Annotated in this window: 16 protein-coding genes and 1 pseudogene; 8 read left to right on the top strand and 9 right to left on the bottom strand. The window is 58.2% G+C overall.

All coding sequences use genetic code 11. The features are described 5' to 3' along the window. Positions 1-254 precede the first annotated feature (254 nt). From AC1QQ2_RS05485 to AC1QQ2_RS05460, 6 genes are all read left to right on the top strand, one after another. A complete protein-coding gene (locus AC1QQ2_RS05485; RefSeq protein ID WP_479712376.1) occupies positions 255-725 on the top strand; it encodes a formate dehydrogenase subunit gamma in 471 nt (156 codons plus the stop codon). Next, positions 722-2,239: a formate dehydrogenase beta subunit gene (locus tag AC1QQ2_RS05480; RefSeq protein ID WP_479712375.1), complete on the top strand. Its 1,518-nt coding sequence runs from the start codon at positions 722-724 to the stop codon at positions 2,237-2,239. The genes AC1QQ2_RS05485 and AC1QQ2_RS05480 overlap by 4 nt, the downstream gene beginning before the upstream one ends. Further along, the gene (gene fdhF, locus AC1QQ2_RS05475; protein ID WP_479712374.1) at positions 2,236-5,124 is read left to right on the top strand and encodes a formate dehydrogenase subunit alpha; all 2,889 of its coding nucleotides are present in this window, start codon (positions 2,236-2,238) and stop codon (positions 5,122-5,124) included. The genes AC1QQ2_RS05480 and fdhF overlap by 4 nt, the downstream gene beginning before the upstream one ends. Continuing rightward, positions 5,121-5,915, top strand: a complete 795-nt coding sequence (fdhD, locus tag AC1QQ2_RS05470) for a formate dehydrogenase accessory sulfurtransferase FdhD (protein WP_479712373.1) — start codon at positions 5,121-5,123, stop codon at positions 5,913-5,915. Before fdhF ends, fdhD begins: the two co-directional genes overlap by 4 nt. Continuing rightward, positions 5,905-6,117, top strand: coding sequence for a formate dehydrogenase subunit delta (locus tag AC1QQ2_RS05465; protein ID WP_105235777.1), 213 nt, complete (start codon positions 5,905-5,907; stop codon positions 6,115-6,117). The genes fdhD and AC1QQ2_RS05465 overlap by 11 nt, the downstream gene beginning before the upstream one ends. A gap of 82 nt (positions 6,118-6,199) precedes the next feature. Then, positions 6,200-7,246 (top strand): AbrB family transcriptional regulator, encoded by a 1,047-nt coding sequence (locus AC1QQ2_RS05460; protein ID WP_479712372.1) that lies wholly within the window; start codon positions 6,200-6,202, stop codon positions 7,244-7,246. Here the strand turns inward: AC1QQ2_RS05460 and hypE are convergent. From hypE to AC1QQ2_RS05430, 6 genes and pseudogenes are all read right to left on the bottom strand, one after another. Then, positions 7,243-8,240 (bottom strand): annotated as a pseudogene (gene hypE / locus AC1QQ2_RS05455) (hydrogenase expression/formation protein HypE). The gene AC1QQ2_RS05460 and the pseudogene hypE sit on opposite strands and share 4 nt — an antisense overlap. Continuing rightward, entirely contained in the window at positions 8,227-9,192 is a 966-nt protein-coding gene (locus AC1QQ2_RS05450) for an NADH-quinone oxidoreductase subunit B family protein (protein ID WP_479712371.1), read from the bottom strand. Before AC1QQ2_RS05450 ends, hypE begins: the two are co-directional and overlap by 14 nt. 13 nt (positions 9,193-9,205) lie before the next feature. Next, entirely contained in the window at positions 9,206-10,159 is a 954-nt protein-coding gene (locus AC1QQ2_RS05445; RefSeq protein WP_479712370.1) for a sensor histidine kinase, read from the bottom strand. A gap of 3 nt (positions 10,160-10,162) precedes the next feature. Further along, a complete protein-coding gene (locus tag AC1QQ2_RS05440; protein ID WP_479712369.1) occupies positions 10,163-10,318 on the bottom strand; it encodes a PAS domain-containing protein in 156 nt (51 codons plus the stop codon). Between the two features lie 12 nt (positions 10,319-10,330). Next, positions 10,331-10,498, bottom strand: coding sequence for a hypothetical protein (locus AC1QQ2_RS05435; RefSeq protein ID WP_479712368.1), 168 nt, complete (start codon positions 10,496-10,498; stop codon positions 10,331-10,333). 143 nt (positions 10,499-10,641) lie between these two features. Beyond that, entirely contained in the window at positions 10,642-11,451 is an 810-nt protein-coding gene (locus AC1QQ2_RS05430; protein WP_105235759.1) for a division plane positioning ATPase MipZ, read from the bottom strand. Positions 11,452-11,788: 337 nt separating this feature from the next. On the opposite strand from AC1QQ2_RS05430, the gene AC1QQ2_RS05425 reads away from it, so the two are divergent. Further along, positions 11,789-13,123, top strand: a complete 1,335-nt coding sequence (locus AC1QQ2_RS05425) for a DEAD/DEAH box helicase (protein ID WP_479712367.1) — start codon at positions 11,789-11,791, stop codon at positions 13,121-13,123. 117 nt (positions 13,124-13,240) lie between these two features. Here the strand turns inward: AC1QQ2_RS05425 and rpmE are convergent, their stop codons facing one another. After that, positions 13,241-13,462: a 50S ribosomal protein L31 gene (gene rpmE, locus AC1QQ2_RS05420; RefSeq protein ID WP_067550059.1), complete on the bottom strand. Its 222-nt coding sequence runs from the start codon at positions 13,460-13,462 to the stop codon at positions 13,241-13,243. Between the two features lie 11 nt (positions 13,463-13,473). After that, a complete protein-coding gene (gene rplS / locus AC1QQ2_RS05415; protein WP_067550057.1) occupies positions 13,474-13,860 on the bottom strand; it encodes a 50S ribosomal protein L19 in 387 nt (128 codons plus the stop codon). A gap of 309 nt (positions 13,861-14,169) precedes the next feature. Between rplS and AC1QQ2_RS05410 the strand changes: the two genes are divergently transcribed. Then, positions 14,170-14,994 carry an abortive infection family protein gene (locus tag AC1QQ2_RS05410; protein WP_479712366.1) on the top strand — a complete coding sequence of 275 codons (825 nt, stop codon included), beginning with the start codon at positions 14,170-14,172 and terminating at the stop codon, positions 14,992-14,994. Here AC1QQ2_RS05410 and trmD read toward each other — a convergent pair whose 3' ends face one another. Beyond that, the gene (gene trmD, locus AC1QQ2_RS05405; protein WP_479712365.1) at positions 14,995-15,789 is read right to left on the bottom strand and encodes a tRNA (guanosine(37)-N1)-methyltransferase TrmD; all 795 of its coding nucleotides are present in this window, start codon (positions 15,787-15,789) and stop codon (positions 14,995-14,997) included. Positions 15,790-15,797 lie beyond the last annotated feature (8 nt).

The raw sequence follows: 15,797 nt of genomic DNA, 5'->3' as shown, positions 1-15,797 counted from the left end.
GTGCGTCTTGTTGGCTTATTCCTCTGTTTGTCGACCCTATCCTTTGGAGCACGTCTCAACGTGACACCTGTTGCAGGAACATAACACATTTGTGTTCGAATCCTGAAAGGCGGGGCTGAAGCGTCTGAATTTCGGGCAATTTCGATTCGTTTTGGATTATTTGATTAATAGAAATCATCTATCAAATGACGGCTTATCGATATTGTTTTCTGTGATCACTTCTACGAGTGTCTGGCAAACTTTCGGAGCCCGCTATGACACAAGCCCAGCCCACGCCAGAGGCTATAGGCGAAACCATCGCCCGCCATCTTCACCTCGAAGGCCCGCTTTTGCCGATCCTGCATGATTTGCAGCATGAATTCGGCTTCATCCCTGAAACTGCCGTTCCCCTGATCGCTGCCGAACTGAACATCGGTCGCGCCGAAGTGCATGGCGTGGTCAGCTTTTACCACGATTTCCGCGATGCCCCTGCAGGCAAGCACGTCGTGAAAATCTGCCGCGCTGAGGCCTGTCAGTCGGTTGGCGCAAATGCCCTGTCCGATCACGCTTTGGCAAAATTGGGCGGCGATTGGCACATGACGACGCCGAACGGCAATATCACGATTGAACCTGTGTACTGCCTCGGCCTCTGCGCCTGTGGCCCCGCTGTTCTTGTCGATGATCAGCTCGAAGGTCGCGTTGATGCGGCTCGTATGGACGAAATCCTGACGGAGTGCGGCGCATGAAAATCTATATTCCTCGTGACGCAGCCGCCAAAGCTCTCGGCGCTGAACGTATCGTCAAAGCAGTAGAGGCAGAGATCAAAGAGCGCGGCATCGATGCACAGATTATCCGCAATGGCTCCCGCGGGATGATCTGGCTCGAACCGCTGGTCGAGGTTGAAACCGCCGAAGGTCGCGTGGGCTATGGCCCTGTGACCGTTGCTGACGTGAAATCGATCTTTGAAGGTGACAGCGACAAGGCGCTGGGCGATGTGGAACAGATCCCGTTCTTTGCCGCGCAAACCCGCCTGACCTTTGCCCGCGTTGGTAAAATCGACCCGCTGTCCCTGTCCGACTACGAAGCCCACGGTGGTCTCACTGGTTTGCGCCGCGCAATCGCTATGTCCGCCGAGGCTATGGTGGACGAAGTGAAAACCTCTGGCCTGCGAGGTCGCGGTGGCGCTGGTTTCCCGACGGGGATCAAATGGGACACCGTGCGTTTGGCGCAAGGTGAAAAGAAATACATCGTTTGTAACGCTGATGAAGGCGACAGCGGCACCTTTGCCGACCGTATGATCATGGAAGGCGACCCATTCACCCTAATCGAAGGCATGATCATCGCGGGACTCGCGACCCATGCGACCAAAGGGTTCGTCTACATTCGTTCGGAATACCCTGACGCCATCGAACAGATGGAAGCCGCCTGTGCGATTGCTCGTGATGCGGGCGTTCTGGGCAATGTGCTGAACTCTGGCCACCAGTTCGACATCGAAATCCGTGTGGGTGCTGGAGCTTATGTCTGTGGCGAAGAAACCTCGCTCCTCAACAGCCTTGAGGGCAAACGCGGCACCGTTCGTGCGAAACCGCCGCTCCCTGCGCTGCAAGGCTTCATGGGCCGTCCGACCGTTGTGAACAACGTCATTTCCTTGGCCACCGTTCCCGTGATCTTTGAAAAAGGTGCGCAGCACTATGCGGACTTCGGCCTTGGTCGTTCCAAAGGCACCATGCCGATCCAGATCGCAGGCAACGTGAAATTCGGCGGTCTGTTTGAAACCGCGTTCGGTATGCCTCTTGGTGATCTCGTGAACAAAATCGGTGGCGGCACCGCCTCTGGTCGTCCTGTCAAAGCCGTTCAGGTTGGTGGCCCGCTCGGTGCCTACATGCCTGTGTCCAAATTCGACACGCCCTTTGGCTATGAGGACTTCGACCAGAAGGGCGGCCTGATCGGTCACGCTGGTATCGTGGTGTTCGATGACACTGCCGATATGCTCGGCATGGCGCGGTTCGCGATGGAGTTCTGCGCAGTTGAGAGCTGCGGTAAATGCACCCCGTGCCGTATCGGTGCGGTGCGCGGCGTAGAAACCATCGACCGTATCGCAGCCGGCGATAACGCGGCCGTCGAAATCCTGACTGATCTTTGTGAGACAATGAAAGACGGGTCGCTCTGCGCGCTCGGCGGGTTCACCCCGTTCCCCGTCATGTCTGCACTGCAAAATTTCCCTGAAGAATTCTCGACCGCGAAGGAGGCCGCAGAATGAAGGACTTTATTATCCCGTGGACCGATGATCGCGATCTCGGCACCCCTGCTGTAAAATCTGACAAGACCGTCACCATCACCGTCGACGGGTTCGAAGTCACCGTTCCCGAAGGCACCAGCGTTATGCGTGCTTCTGCACTGGCGGGCATCGACATCCCGAAACTCTGCGCGACTGACAGCGTTGAGGCGTTCGGCTCGTGCCGTCTGTGCGTTGTGGAAATCGAAGGTCGTCGTGGCACGCCCGCATCCTGCACCACCCCTGTTGCAGCTGGCATGGTCGTTCACACCCAATCGTCCAAGGTTCAGAAAATCCGCAAAGGCGTGATGGAGCTCTATATCTCCGACCACCCGCTGGACTGTCTTACCTGTGGCGCGAACGGCGATTGTGAACTTCAGGATATGGCGGGCGCTGTTGGCCTGCGTGATGTGCGCTATGAAGCGGTCGAAACCCACTTCAAAGCCAAAAACACCAGCGGCGAAGCCAACCCGCAGTGGTTGCCCAAAGACGACAGCAACCCGTATTTCACCTACGATCCGTCGAAGTGTATCGTGTGCTCGCGTTGCGTTCGTGCCTGTGAAGAAGTGCAGGGCACCTTTGCACTCACCATCGAAGGCCGTGGTTTCGACAGCCGCGTGTCTGCTGGCGCGTTGAACGACACCTTCCTGTCGTCCGACTGCGTGTCCTGTGGTGCCTGCGTTCAGGCTTGCCCGACCGCGACCCTGCAGGAAAAATCCGTGATCGAGATGGGCACACCGACCCGTTCGGTTATCACGACGTGCGCCTATTGCGGCGTGGGCTGTTCGTTCAAGGCAGAGATGCGCGGTGACGAACTCGTCCGCATGACACCGTATAAGAACGGCAAAGCGAACCGTGGTCACTCCTGTGTTAAGGGCCGTTTTGCTTACGGCTACGCCACGCACCAAGACCGCATTCTCAACCCGATGATCCGTGACACGATTGATGAACCGTGGCGCGAAGTGTCGTGGGACGAGGCGCTGACCTTTGCGGCGACCCGTCTGCGCGGTCTGCAAGAGAAATACGGTCAGAAGTCCATCGGCGTGATCACCTCATCGCGCTGCACGAACGAAGAGACCTTCCTCGTCCAGAAACTGACCCGCGCTGTGTTCGGCAACAACAACACCGACACCTGCGCCCGCGTCTGCCACTCGCCGACTGGCTATGGTCTGGGTCAGACCTATGGCACTTCGGCTGGCACACAGGACTTTGACTCGGTCGAAGAAACCGATTGCGCGCTGATCATTGGTGCGAACCCGACCGACGGTCACCCCGTTTTCGCCTCGCGCCTGAAAAAGCGCATCCGTCAGGGTGCAAAGCTGATCGTGATCGACCCGCGTCGCACGGACATGGTGAAATCGAACCATATCAAGGCCGACCATCACCTGCCACTGCGTCCGGGCACCAACGTGGCAATTGTCACCGCGCTGGCGCATACCATCGTGACCGAGGGTCTGATCGACGAAGACTACGTCAAAACCCGTTGCGATTGGGACGAATACCTCGCCTATGCAGAGTTCGTCAGCGATCCGCGCCATTCGCCCGAAGCCGTCGAAATGCTGACAGGCGTACCTGCGGCAGAGGTTCGTGCTGCGGCCCGCACCTATGCGACGGCTGGCAAGTCCGCGATCTACTACGGCCTCGGCGTGACCGAACACAGCCAAGGCTCGACCACCGTCATCGGTATCGCCAACCTCGCGATGCTGACAGGGAACGTTGGTATCAACGGCGCTGGTGTGAACCCGCTGCGTGGTCAGAACAACGTTCAGGGTTCCTGCGATATGGGGTCGTTCCCGCACGAACTGCCGGGCTACCGCCACGTAAAGAACGCCGACGTGCGTGAGATCTTTGAAAAAGCATGGGGCGTTGCGATTGATCCTGAACCGGGTCTGCGTATTCCCAACATGCTCGACGCCGCGGTCGATGGCACGTTCAAGGGCCTCTACTGTCAGGGCGAGGACATCCTTCAGTCCGACCCTGATACCAAACACGTCGCCGCTGGCCTTGCTGCGATGGAATGCGTGATCGTCCATGACTTGTTCCTGAACGAAACCGCTAACTACGCACACGTCTTCCTGCCGGGGTCTACCTTCTTGGAAAAAGAGGGCACCTTTACCAACGCTGAACGCCGCATCAACCGCGTGCGCAAGGTGATGGCACCGAAGAACGGCTATGCCGACTGGGAAGTGACCCAGATGTTGGCGAACGCGATGGGCGCAGGTTGGACCTACACCCACCCAAGCCAGATCATGGAAGAAATCGCAGCGACAACCCCGTCGTTTGCGAATGTGACCTACGATTTGCTCGAAGAACGCGGTTCGATCCAATGGCCGTGCAACGACAAGTCGCCAGATGGCACGCCTCTGATGCACGTCGATGGCTTTGTCCGTGGCAAGGGCCGCTTGATCGTCACCGAATATGTGGCGACTGACGAAAAAACAGGTCCGCGCTTCCCGCTGTTGCTGACCACAGGTCGTATCCTGTCGCAGTATAACGTGGGCGCTCAGACCCGTCGGACCGCGAACGTTGTCTGGCACGATCAGGACGTTCTGGAAATTCACCCGCATGACGCAGAAGTTCGCGGCGTGAAGGACGGTGATTTCATCAAGCTCGCATCGCGGTCTGGTGAAACGACGCTGAAAGCGCAGATCACGGATCGTGTCTCACCGGGTGTGGTCTACACGACCTTCCACCACCCAGATACGCAGGCGAACGTGATCACCACCGACTTTAGTGACTGGGCGACCAACTGCCCTGAATACAAGGTCACTGCCGTTCAGGTCAGCCCGTCGAACGGTCCGTCCGAGTGGCAAGAGGACTACAACGCGCAGGCCACCGCCTCGCGGCGTATCCTTCCGGCGGCAGAGTGAGCGCGGCGAAATCCATCGCTGGACAGAGCTGGCGGGGCGGGGTGCAGGACATGCACCGCGCCTTGCCTGAAGAAGTGCCCGTGGCCATCGTCTTTAACGGCACCACGCAGGCCGTTATGATGGCGACGCCCGACGCGCTGGACGCCTTTGGGATCGGCTTTGCCCTGACCGAAGGCACCGTCACCACCGCCGATGAGATCGAGAGCCTAGAAGTCATCGAACATGACCAAGGGTTCGAGGTGCGGATGTGGATCGCGGATGCAGCCGCCAAACGGATGGAGGATCGACGTCGGTCGATGATCGGTCCGGTGGGCTGCGGCCTCTGCGGGATCGATAGCCTAGAGCAGGCGATGCGAAAGTTGACAACTGTCAACATTAACAAGACGTTAACATATTCTGAGGTCAACGCAGCGACCGAAAGCCTCCGCCAGCACCAGCCCTTGCATGACCAGACACGTGCCGTTCATGCAGCGGGGTTCTGGTGCGATGGCATAGTTGCCGTGACCGAAGATGTGGGCCGTCACAACGCCCTCGACAAACTGATCGGCACCTTGGTGCAGCACGGTATCGACCCTGCGACGGGCGCGATTGTTCTCACTTCGCGGGTGTCGGTCGATATGGTCCAGAAAACTGTCATCGCGGGTGCGCCGATCCTGATCGCCGTGTCTGCGCCGACCGTACAAGCGGTCGAGATCGCCGATGCCGCCAACCTGACCATTGCCGCGCTGGCGCGTGGCGATGGCTTTGATGTCTTTACCCATCCTGAACGGATTATCCCCGATGAAGTCTGAAAAAATGGTCTACATGGCGAACCAGATCGCCACCTTCTTTTCTTCGCAGCCTGGCGATGACAAAGCGGACCGCGTTGCCGCGCATATCAAAGATTTTTGGGAGCCGCGTATGCGGGGCCAGTTGAAATCGCACATCGATGCTGGCGGCGAAGGTCTTTCGCCATTGGCGCTCGATGGGGCAAAGATCGCGACGGCAGAGTAAACTGACCCGTTGAACGTTTTTGTATACCGAGGTATACAAAGTGCAAGCCTTTCGACTCTCCGAACTTTTGGCGTGCGCTCCCGTGTCTGCAAAAACGATCTTTTCCAATGCTTTACCGATTTCGCTGTCGTTGACGATCGGCGGGATCGGGGGTGGGTTGTTCTACTATTTCCACCTGCCTCTGCCGTGGATGCTCGGCGCGATGATCGCGACCTTCGCGGTAGTTATGGGCGGTGCAAAGCTCAAGGCACCTGCGATGTTGCGGCCCATCGTGATTTCGGTGATCGGGGTCATGCTAGGGTCCGGATTTGACAGCGGCATCCTTTCTGATGCGCGCGCATGGGCGGTGTCATTGGCCTTTCTCGGGTTCTACCTTGCTGTCGCATCGGCCATCGTTGTTCCGTTCTACACACACATTGGTAAGTTCGACCGGACCACCGCGTTTTTCGCCGCGATGCCCGGTGGTGTGAACGACATGATGCTCATCGGTGAGGCGATGGGGGCGGACCCGCGCAAAATCATCCTCGCTCATGCGGCACGTATTCTGGTGACGATTGCGGTGATCGCCTTCTGGTTCCGCGTGGTTCTGGGTCTAAAGTTTGCCGGCTTTGCCATCGAACCTGTTTCGCTGGGTATGGTAGACGTTGCGATCTTGACGGCTTGTGCTGTGGCAGGGGTCTATCTGGGTGGTTGGCTGCGTTTGCCTGCCGCGCAACTGGTCGGGCCGATGATCCTGTCAGCGATTGTGCATATCGCGGGTCTGACCCATTCCGCACCGCCGCCCGTTTTGGTGATCGTCGCGCAGGTGGTCTTGGGCACCGTATTGGGCTGCCGCTTTGTCGGGGCGCCAAAACCGATGGTGGTGCGGTCGCTTGTTCTGAGCCTCGGTGCGACGCTGCTGACTTTGATCGTCACCTTGGTCTTTGCGGTTCTGTTCCACGGGTTGTTTGGTCAAACGGCAGAGCAGGTGATCCTCGCCTATGCACCCGGTGGATTGACCGAAATGAGCCTTGTCGCGCTGTCGATGAACGCGGAGGTGGCGTATATCTCGGTGCACCACCTCGCACGGATCGCGCTGGTGATCGCCTTCGCGCCCATCGTGATGAAGTGGCTCTTGCGCCGCGGTTAACAAATCCGCGGCAGCTGTTCGCCCACCAGCATATCGACAATCCGACTGCCACCAAAGGGGGTGCGCATGGTGACCATCGGCGCACCCTCTTTGGCCCGACCGATAATGGTTGCGCCCTTACCTGTGTCCACGGATCGCATCGCAGCCAGCGCTGCATCCGCGTGTTCTGCAGGGACAAAGAGGACGAGCGTTCCCTCATTCGCCAAATACAGCGGATCAAGCCCGAGGATTTCGCAGGTGCCTTTGACCTCTGCCCGAAGGGGGAGCGCGGCCTCGTCGATCTCAATCGTGCAGCCCGCTGCTTCGGCCATTTCGTTCAGCGCAGAGGCAATCCCGCCCTGTGTCGCGTCACGGCAGTGCAGGTGGCCTCCATCAGGTGCCCCAAGGCGGCGCAATCGGATTTCAGGTCAGAGGACAGCATCATATCACCCCGCGCGGCAAGGATCGTCGCCCCATGATCGCCGAGCACGCCGTTCACGATGGCAACGTCGCCCGCTTGGATCATGTCCGCCCGCAGATCACGGCCCGCAGGGATCACGCCGACGCCAGAGGTGGTGATGAACACCTTGTCGGCGGACCCACGCCCGACGACCTTTGTGTCGCCCGTGACGATCTTTACGCCTGCCTTGTCTGCCTCGGCCTTCATGCTGGCGACGATACGGCGGAGGAGGGCGATTTCGGTGCCTTCTTCGATGATGAACGCCGCAGAGAGCCAGAGCGGTTTCGCCCCACCAACGGCCAGATCGTTGACCGTGCCGCAAACGGCGATTTTACCGATGTCGCCGCCGGGGAATTCGACGGGTGTCACCACGTAACTGTCGGTCGTAAAGGCCAGTTGCGCACCCGTTTCAAGAAGCGCCTCATGGGTTAGACGGGCCTGATCCTCGCGACTGGTGGGTTCAAAGACCGAGGTGAAGATCTCTGCGATCAGGTCGCGCATGGCCTTGCCACCACCACCGTGGGACAGCGTTACTTTGTCGTCACGAAGGGTCATTCGGCAGGCTCGCGTTGGTGCCAATCCTGTCTGGTGTTGCGGCCTTGGACAGAGAGGCCAGCGCCATGAACCATGCCTTAGGCATGTCCGGCGGGAGGCCAACGGGTATGCCCGCGATCTTTGGCGTCTCGGTAAAGCTGTGGCGGGGTTCCTCGAATTCGGGCGCCGTGCAGGCGATGCAGGGATAGCCCCCGCGTGTGCACGACCCCGCGCCGTTCCATGGGCGGATGTTACAGTCACCGACGGCTTGGGTGCCAATGCAGCCCAAATGCTCCATCATGCAGCCGATCTGGCTGAGTTCCTTGGCCGAGGCATTGTATTCGTAGAATTCGTTCTTTGTGCAGCCGTGGTGGACGAGGTGATCGGCAAAGAACCGTGGACGCGCATAGCTGTCGAGGTCGGCAGGCGTGAGCGCGTCATTGGCCAGCATCAACAACGTCTCAGTCACCCAGTCCGGATGCATCGGGCAGCCTGAGATATTGATCACGGGCAGGCCACCTTTGCCGACAAAGCCTGACAGAAGGATGCCGCCCGCATGGGTGCCATCGAGCTGCAATCCAACCGCATCCGATGGGTTCCCGCCTGCGGTCGTCACACCACCAAAGGCCGCACAGCTACCCACGGCGATCACATGCCGCGCGAGGGGGGCGAGCGATTGCACCCAGTCCATCATGCTACGGCCTGTGCCCGATAGCATTTGATACCGCCCAGTGTTGCGCGGACCACGTGCGATGGCGCCTTCGACACACAGGATATCGAGCGGGATCTCCTCCGCTTCAATCTGTGCCAAGAGGCGGCGCACCTCATCGCCAGAGGCGACAGAGAGGGCAGGGTGCCAGATAAATTTGATGCCCGCGCCACCCAAAAGATCGAACACATTCGGGTTTTCAGCGCAGAGGAGCGACATCGTGCAGCCACCGCAGCCCGACGCCTGAAGCCAGAGAACGTTCATTCCCCACCTCGTTTCAGTGACAGTCGTAAACAGGCGCCCTTCTCTGACGGACAGAGTTGCAACTGCCCCCGTGTTCCTCTGCGATCTTGTGAGAGATCGACAGGTCGAGGCCTGTTCCTTTGCCCACGGGTTTGGTGGTGAAAAACGGGTCAAAGATGGACCCTGCGATGTCGGGCCCGATCCCAGGACCATAGTCCGCGACTTGAACAAAGACGTGATCGCCGTCTTGGCCCAAGGTGATCTGGATGTGCGGGTCCTCTGTGCCTTCAACAGGATCGAGCGCGTTTTGAACGAGGTTCATAATGACCTGTTGCACGTGACCGACGCGCCCGTTCGCCGAGAGGGTCAGGGGCGCATTGGTGACAATCGGTGCAGGGGTTTTCATCCCGCGCACGACCCAATGGGTTGCCACGCGTGTTGTTTCAACCAAATCGAAATTGGCAAATTCGCCTGTGCCGTCTGCGGATAGCCTGCGCAGATCCTCAACAATGTCGCGGACCCGTTCGGACCCGTCCCGCGCACCATCAATCGCGGTGCGCATATTCGCCAGTTCGCGGTCGAGCCGCAGTTCCTTGCGCAACTCAATTAGCTCTGCCCGCGATGCCCCCGCCTGCACCTGTTCGAAATAGGTCACAAACCGCGCGACGTATTTTTCCAAGGCATGGGTATTCGCGTAAATAAACGAAATCGGGTTGTTGAGTTCGTGTGCCACCCCCGCGAGCAACCGACCCAGCGACGCCAGCTTTTCGTTGCGAACGAGGTGGGTTTGGGCCTCTTGCAATGCGCGGTGGCTTTCGGCGAGTTCGGAATAGGCCTGACGCAGTTCGCCCACAGGGCGCCCGATCAGCACCGCGCCAAGGCTTTTGCCGCGTTCCCCAATGCGAGGCGTGATCGACAGGTCAATCGGGGTAGGGCCCGCAGAGGTGGGCAGTTCAGCCTCAAACCGAACGGATTTTCGGTTTTGCACGACCTATTGTACGGCCTCGTGCAGCGCGGCATCTGAAGTGAGATCAGCCAAGGGGCGGCCCCGCACACTGGCAGGGTCGAGGCCCAAGAGCATTTGGAACGACCCCGCCGCCTGTTCGATCAACCCGTCTCTATTCACGACAATCAGAACGTCCGACACCGAGGCAAAGACCTAGGCCATAAAGCCGCGCATTTCATCAAGTTCGGCGTTCCGAACCTCTAGCTCGCTCTGGTAGCTGACCAGCTCTGCGTAGGTTTTATCGACGGCCCGCAGCACATCGACCCATGCCTCATCGGACACGGGCGTTTGTCCACCGCTCAGGTCATGGGTGTCGATCACGCGAGGCTCCTCTTTGGGATAGCTTAGCGAGTTTGCAGGCCACGTCAAAGGAGAGCCCGCGTGAATTCATGGACTTATGGTCGAATAGAACACGTCCCTGCAAAGTGACCATGCAGAGACGTGGATACGTGATCAGGCAGTGATCAGAAGTCCGCAGTAACACCCGGCAGGTTCAGTGCCTTGATCAGGTCGCGCAATTCCTGACGGGCCGCGAGGTTCGAGATGTTCAACTGCGTGACGCCAACATCCTTAAGGTCGAGGAGCGTTAGGCCACGCGGGAACAATTCGCGGAAGATAACGCGCTCGTTGAAGCCTGGGGCGACACGGAACCCAATCCGACGCGATAGTTTGTTCAGCGCGGATTCCATCTTTTGTTTGTTGACCATCGCCTGTGCGCCCAAACGGTTCCGCACCACGACCCAGTCAATCGGCTGGAGGCCTGCTTGGGCACGCAACTGACGCGCGCTCCACACCATTTCGGAATAGACGGAAGGGCCAGTGATGTTCTCACCATCGCTGTCGATATGGGCGAGAAGGTCGAAATCAACAAAGCTGTCGTTCAGCGGTGTGATCAGCGTATCAGCAAGCGAATGCGCCACTTGGCTCAGGCGGGTGTGCGAACCAGGGCAGTCGATCAGGATGAAATCGCTTTCGGGTTCCAGCGCTGCCACGGCTGCGGACAGACGATGGTCGAATGCGTTTTCACCGGGCTGCAGGTCGGCCTGATCAACCTCAGGGAGGTCGCGGTACACAGGAATGGCGAGGTTCAGACCTTCGGCGTCTGAATATGCCTTACGGTTATCCAGATACCGCGCCAGCGATTTCTGCCGCATATCGAGGTCGAGCACACCAATCCGGTGTCCCATCCGCGCCAAAGCCGTTGCCACATGCATCGACACGGTCGATTTGCCCGCGCCACCTTTTTCGTTACCGACGACGATAATATGCGCCACGCCCGATCCCCAGTGCTGTTACTTGGCCGTACTATATGGCGCGAAACCGCCAAGGAAAAGATGTGCCGCCTGTGATGCCGCAATTACTTAATCCTTGACGTATAACGGCTAAGGGTCCATACGCCGCCACTGATGACCGTCCCGTCCGCGTGAGACGTGCGCTGAGATGTGCGCAAGACGTCGTCAACCTACAGGTTCCCACTTTCACGCAAGGGGCCGCGTAGATCCGGCAGTTCGACATCCGGTCGAACGGCGAGCGATCCGCGCAACTCTTGCAGTTTCCGGCGCTGGGCCGGACCAATGCGTTGCCCGTTGGGCTGCGCGGAACAGGATTTTTATGGACTTCGATATGCTGGGGCTCGCCCCCCGCCTTGTGACTAAACTTGCCGAACTTGGCATCACTGACCCGACCCCGATCCAAGCGCAGGCGATCCCGCACGCGATGAACGGTCGCGACGTTATGGGCCTTGCCCAAACGGGCACGGGTAAAACCGCTGCTTTCGGTCTGCCGATGCTCGATGCGCTGATGAAAAACGGTGAAAAGCCTTCGCCGAAAACCACGCGTGCGCTGATCCTCGCGCCGACCCGTGAGCTTGCGAAACAGATTGCGGATAGCTTGTCTGCGTTTTCTTCTGGCTCGCACCTCAAGACCGTTCTGGTCGTCGGTGGCGCAGGGATCACGGGCCAAAGCCGCCGTCTCGAGAAAGGTACCTCGATCCTCGTCGCGACCCCCGGTCGTTTGCTCGACCTGATCGACCGTGGTGCTGTGCGCCTTGATGAGACGCAGTTCCTCGTGCTGGACGAGGCTGACCAGATGCTCGACCTCGGTTTCATTCACGCGCTGCGCAAAATCGCAACGCTGATCCCCAAAGAGCGTCAGACCATGCTGTTCTCGGCGACCATGCCGAAGCAGATGGCTGAATTGGCCGAAAGCTACTTGTCCAACCCGATCCGCGTTCAAGTGAACCCTCCGGGTCAGGCGGCCGAGAAAATCGAACAATGCATCCACTTTGTTGCGAAGGCCGCAAAGACGGACCTGTTGGTTGAACTGCTCGACGGACACCGCGACGAACTGGCGCTAGTGTTTGGCCGTACCAAGCACGGGATGGAGAAACTGTCGCGCGTTCTCGAAAACAAGGGCTTTGCCGTTGCTGCGATCCATGGGAACAAATCCCAAGGTCAGCGTGACCGTGCGATCAAAGACTTCAAAGAGGGCAAGGTCCGCGTTCTCGTGGCAACTGACGTTGCGGCCCGTGGCATCGACATTCCGGGCGTGCGTCACGTGTATAACTACGAGCTGCCGAACGTGCCTGATCAATACGTCCACCGTATTGGCCGTACCGCGCGCGCAGGTGCGGACGGTTGCGCTGTTGCGTTCTGTGCACCTGACGAAATGTCGGATCTGCGCGACATTGAAAAGACGCTCAAAACGACGATCCCAGTGGCCTCTGGCCGTCCGTGGGAAGTCCTTGGCAACGAGCCGAAACGCAAACCTGCTGGCAATGGCCGTGGTGGTCCGCGTCGCTTTGGCAACAAAGGCAGCGGTGGTGCTGGCAAACCCAAAGGGGATCGTTCCTTCGGTAAGCCCGCTGGCGATCGTCCGTCGTTTGCTAAACTAGCAGGGGGCGGCCAGCGTCGCCGTAAGCCCCAAGGCAATCGCGCCGCAGGATAAAATGACAAACGCGGGCCCTCGGGTCCGCGTTTTTCGTTTCACTAACTGGCCACCCGATCGCCCAAACAAAAACGCCGCGCAAAATGCGCGGCGTTTCCGTAAACCGATGGTTTGGGATTAGAAGCCCAGACCTGCGTATTTGTTTTTGAACTTCGATACGCGACCACCTTGGTCGAGCAGACGCGAAGTACCGCCAGTCCATGCAGGGTGCACGGTCGGGTCGATGTCGAGTGCCATCGTGTCGCCCTCTTTGCCCCAAGTGGAGCGCATGGTGATAACGGTGCCGTCGGTCATTTTCACTTCGATGAAGTGGTAGTCGGGATGGATGTCTTTTTTCATAATCCGTCTCCTTACGCGTCAGCGCCGCTGTTGAGCGGTTTGTAGTTGGTGACTTCTGCGATACGTGCGGATTTACCACGACGTGCGCGCAGGTAGTACAGTTTCGAGCGACGGACTTTACCGCGACGTACAACTTCGATCGAGTCGATGTTGGTCGAGAAGAGCGGGAATACGCGCTCTACGCCTTCGCCGAAGGAAATTTTGCGAACGGTGAACGAGCCAGCGATGCCCTTGCCGTTTTTACGGCTGATGCAGATGCCTTCGTACATCTGAACACGGGTGCGGGTGCCTTCGGTCACTTTGTAGCCTACGCGAACGGTGTCGCCGGCTTTGAAATCGGGAATGGTTTTCCCGAGGGAGGCGATTTGTTCCGCCTCGAGCTGTGCGATCAGATCCATCTGACCTTCTCCTATGATGCTTGTGGTGGTCCCACAAAGTTAATGCGTCCTCAGAGCTCTTGGTCTTCTTTCGGGTCCGCCGTAGCGCCCGCCAGAGTTCAGGTCGACTTTACTTGTTCACCGATGCTGCGAGCCGTGGTGGCTGCCGAAGAAAACGCGCCAAAGCAATAGCAACACGGGCCTATGGAATCGCAAGGACCCCTAGACAGGGCGCGTATAGGGGATTGGGGGGTGTTGGGCAAGTTCTACTTGCAACTCAGATGGGGGAAGTGTTGGCTTGTGTGGACAATTTTAAGTGGAGTTCATTTGATGTCTGAGAAAATCCCTACAAGACTGATTGGACTACTGTCTGAAATACTTCCCAGCCACTATAGCCACGCACAGATTGATAATCTTTTCCTCTATTGTGGAGCGCCGGAGTTTTCGACTGATTTGAGTAAACCAAAAAAGGTTCAGGCGTGGCTACGGAAAATCAATTTGGAATCGAGCGAACCGTTATATGTGCTTGGTGGGGTGCTTGAGGACTTCTTTAGTTTGCCAATTGTGCCAGTCACGCATTTCAGTTTCGGGGAAACAGATGAAGAAACTCCTACCGAATTGGAAGAAAACCAATCGAAGATTAGAGAGCTCTTGGCGACTTGCTCGTTAAGACTCGAGGGTTCGAAGCTTTTAAAACTATCAGAAACTGCTCCAACAATCGGACTCGTGGAGCGCGTTCGATTTAGAGGTTTGGTTGAAGTTGAAACCGAAATTGATAGGGCGTTGAAAGTCGTCGAGGCTGACCCTGCCGCAGCCTGCCACTATGCAGTGAATGCTCTTGAAGCGACTTTAAAGGTCTACATTGAACACAAAATTCCGAAGTACTCTGGTTCGGATCATTTGAATGATCTTGCGAAAACTGTGTTCGACGACATCGGGTTACGACCAAAAGAACTCGACGATAAAGACTTGAAACAAATTGCATCGGGTATGTTCAGCATTGTGAATGGCTTGATGCACCTGAGGAATAAAAAAAGTGGTGCACATGGGCGATCGAGCGAACAATTAAAAACTTACGAAATCAAACCAAGGCATGCTCGGTTGGCGGTCAATTCAGCACATTCTCTGGCGACTTACATACTTGAATTAATTTGATTACCCCCGATACCTTTCCCACATATCAGGCCGACGTTCCTTCGTAAGCTCCTCGGCCTGTTCCTTCCGCCATGCTTCGATATTCGCGTGGTGGCCGGACATGAGGACTTCGGGGATTTCGCGGCCGCGCCATTCGGCGGGGCGGGTGTATTGAGGGTGTTCCAAGAGCCCGTTGGAGTGGCTTTCGTCCACCACGCTTTCAGCGTTCCCCAGCACACCAGGCAGCAGGCGCACAGTGGCGTCGAGCATGGCTTGAGCGGCGAGTTCACCGCCCGTTAGGACAAAATCGCCGAGCGAGACTTCTTGGATGTTGTAGGCGTCGATCACGCGCTGGTCGATGCCTTCAAAACGGCCACAGATCATGGTGATCCCGTCGTAGGAGGCCCAGTCCCGCGCCATCGCCTGATCGAACCGTTTCCCACGCGGTGACAGGTAGACCAGCGGCATACGGCCACGGGCATTGCGGCCCGCTTCTTGGATCGCGGGGTCGAGGACATCGGCGCGGATCACCATGCCCGCGCCACCGCCCGCAGGGGTGTCGTCGACGTTCTTGTGTTTGCCGATCCCGTAGTCACGCAGGTTGATCGTCCGCAGTGCCCAGAGGTTTTCCCGCAGCGCCTTGCCCGTCAGGCTATCGCCGAGCACCCCCGGAAAAGCATCAGGCATCAGCGTGATGATCTGCGCGGTCCACGTCCCCACCCACTCCGGCTGTTCGGTCAGCAGGTCGGTCGGTTTCAGGGTCGGACGCATCACCTTGCGGCCAATGCTGCGGGGGGTATCGGGTGTATCAGTCATGCGGCTGT

This window comes from Aestuarium sp. (assembly GCF_023253315.1).
GTDB lineage: Bacteria > Pseudomonadota > Alphaproteobacteria > Rhodobacterales > Rhodobacteraceae > Marivivens > Marivivens donghaensis.
Note: the sequence above shows the minus strand (reverse complement) of the source record. Positions and strands in the feature narration are given on the sequence as shown.

Coding starts and splice junctions, on each gene's coding strand:
- AC1QQ2_RS05485 (WP_479712376.1), top strand. CDS start 255: ATGACACAAGCCCAGCCCACGCCAGAGGCTATAGGCGAAACCATCGCC.
- AC1QQ2_RS05480 (WP_479712375.1), top strand. CDS start 722: ATGAAAATCTATATTCCTCGTGACGCAGCCGCCAAAGCTCTCGGCGCT.
- fdhF (WP_479712374.1), top strand. CDS start 2,236: ATGAAGGACTTTATTATCCCGTGGACCGATGATCGCGATCTCGGCACC.
- AC1QQ2_RS05465 (WP_105235777.1), top strand. CDS start 5,905: ATGAAGTCTGAAAAAATGGTCTACATGGCGAACCAGATCGCCACCTTC.
- AC1QQ2_RS05450 (WP_479712371.1), bottom strand. CDS start 9,192: ATGAACGTTCTCTGGCTTCAGGCGTCGGGCTGCGGTGGCTGCACGATG.
- AC1QQ2_RS05425 (WP_479712367.1), top strand. CDS start 11,789: ATGGACTTCGATATGCTGGGGCTCGCCCCCCGCCTTGTGACTAAACTT.
- rpmE (WP_067550059.1), bottom strand. CDS start 13,462: ATGAAAAAAGACATCCATCCCGACTACCACTTCATCGAAGTGAAAATG.
- rplS (WP_067550057.1), bottom strand. CDS start 13,860: ATGGATCTGATCGCACAGCTCGAGGCGGAACAAATCGCCTCCCTCGGG.
- AC1QQ2_RS05410 (WP_479712366.1), top strand. CDS start 14,170: ATGTCTGAGAAAATCCCTACAAGACTGATTGGACTACTGTCTGAAATA.
- trmD (WP_479712365.1), bottom strand. CDS start 15,789: ATGACTGATACACCCGATACCCCCCGCAGCATTGGCCGCAAGGTGATG.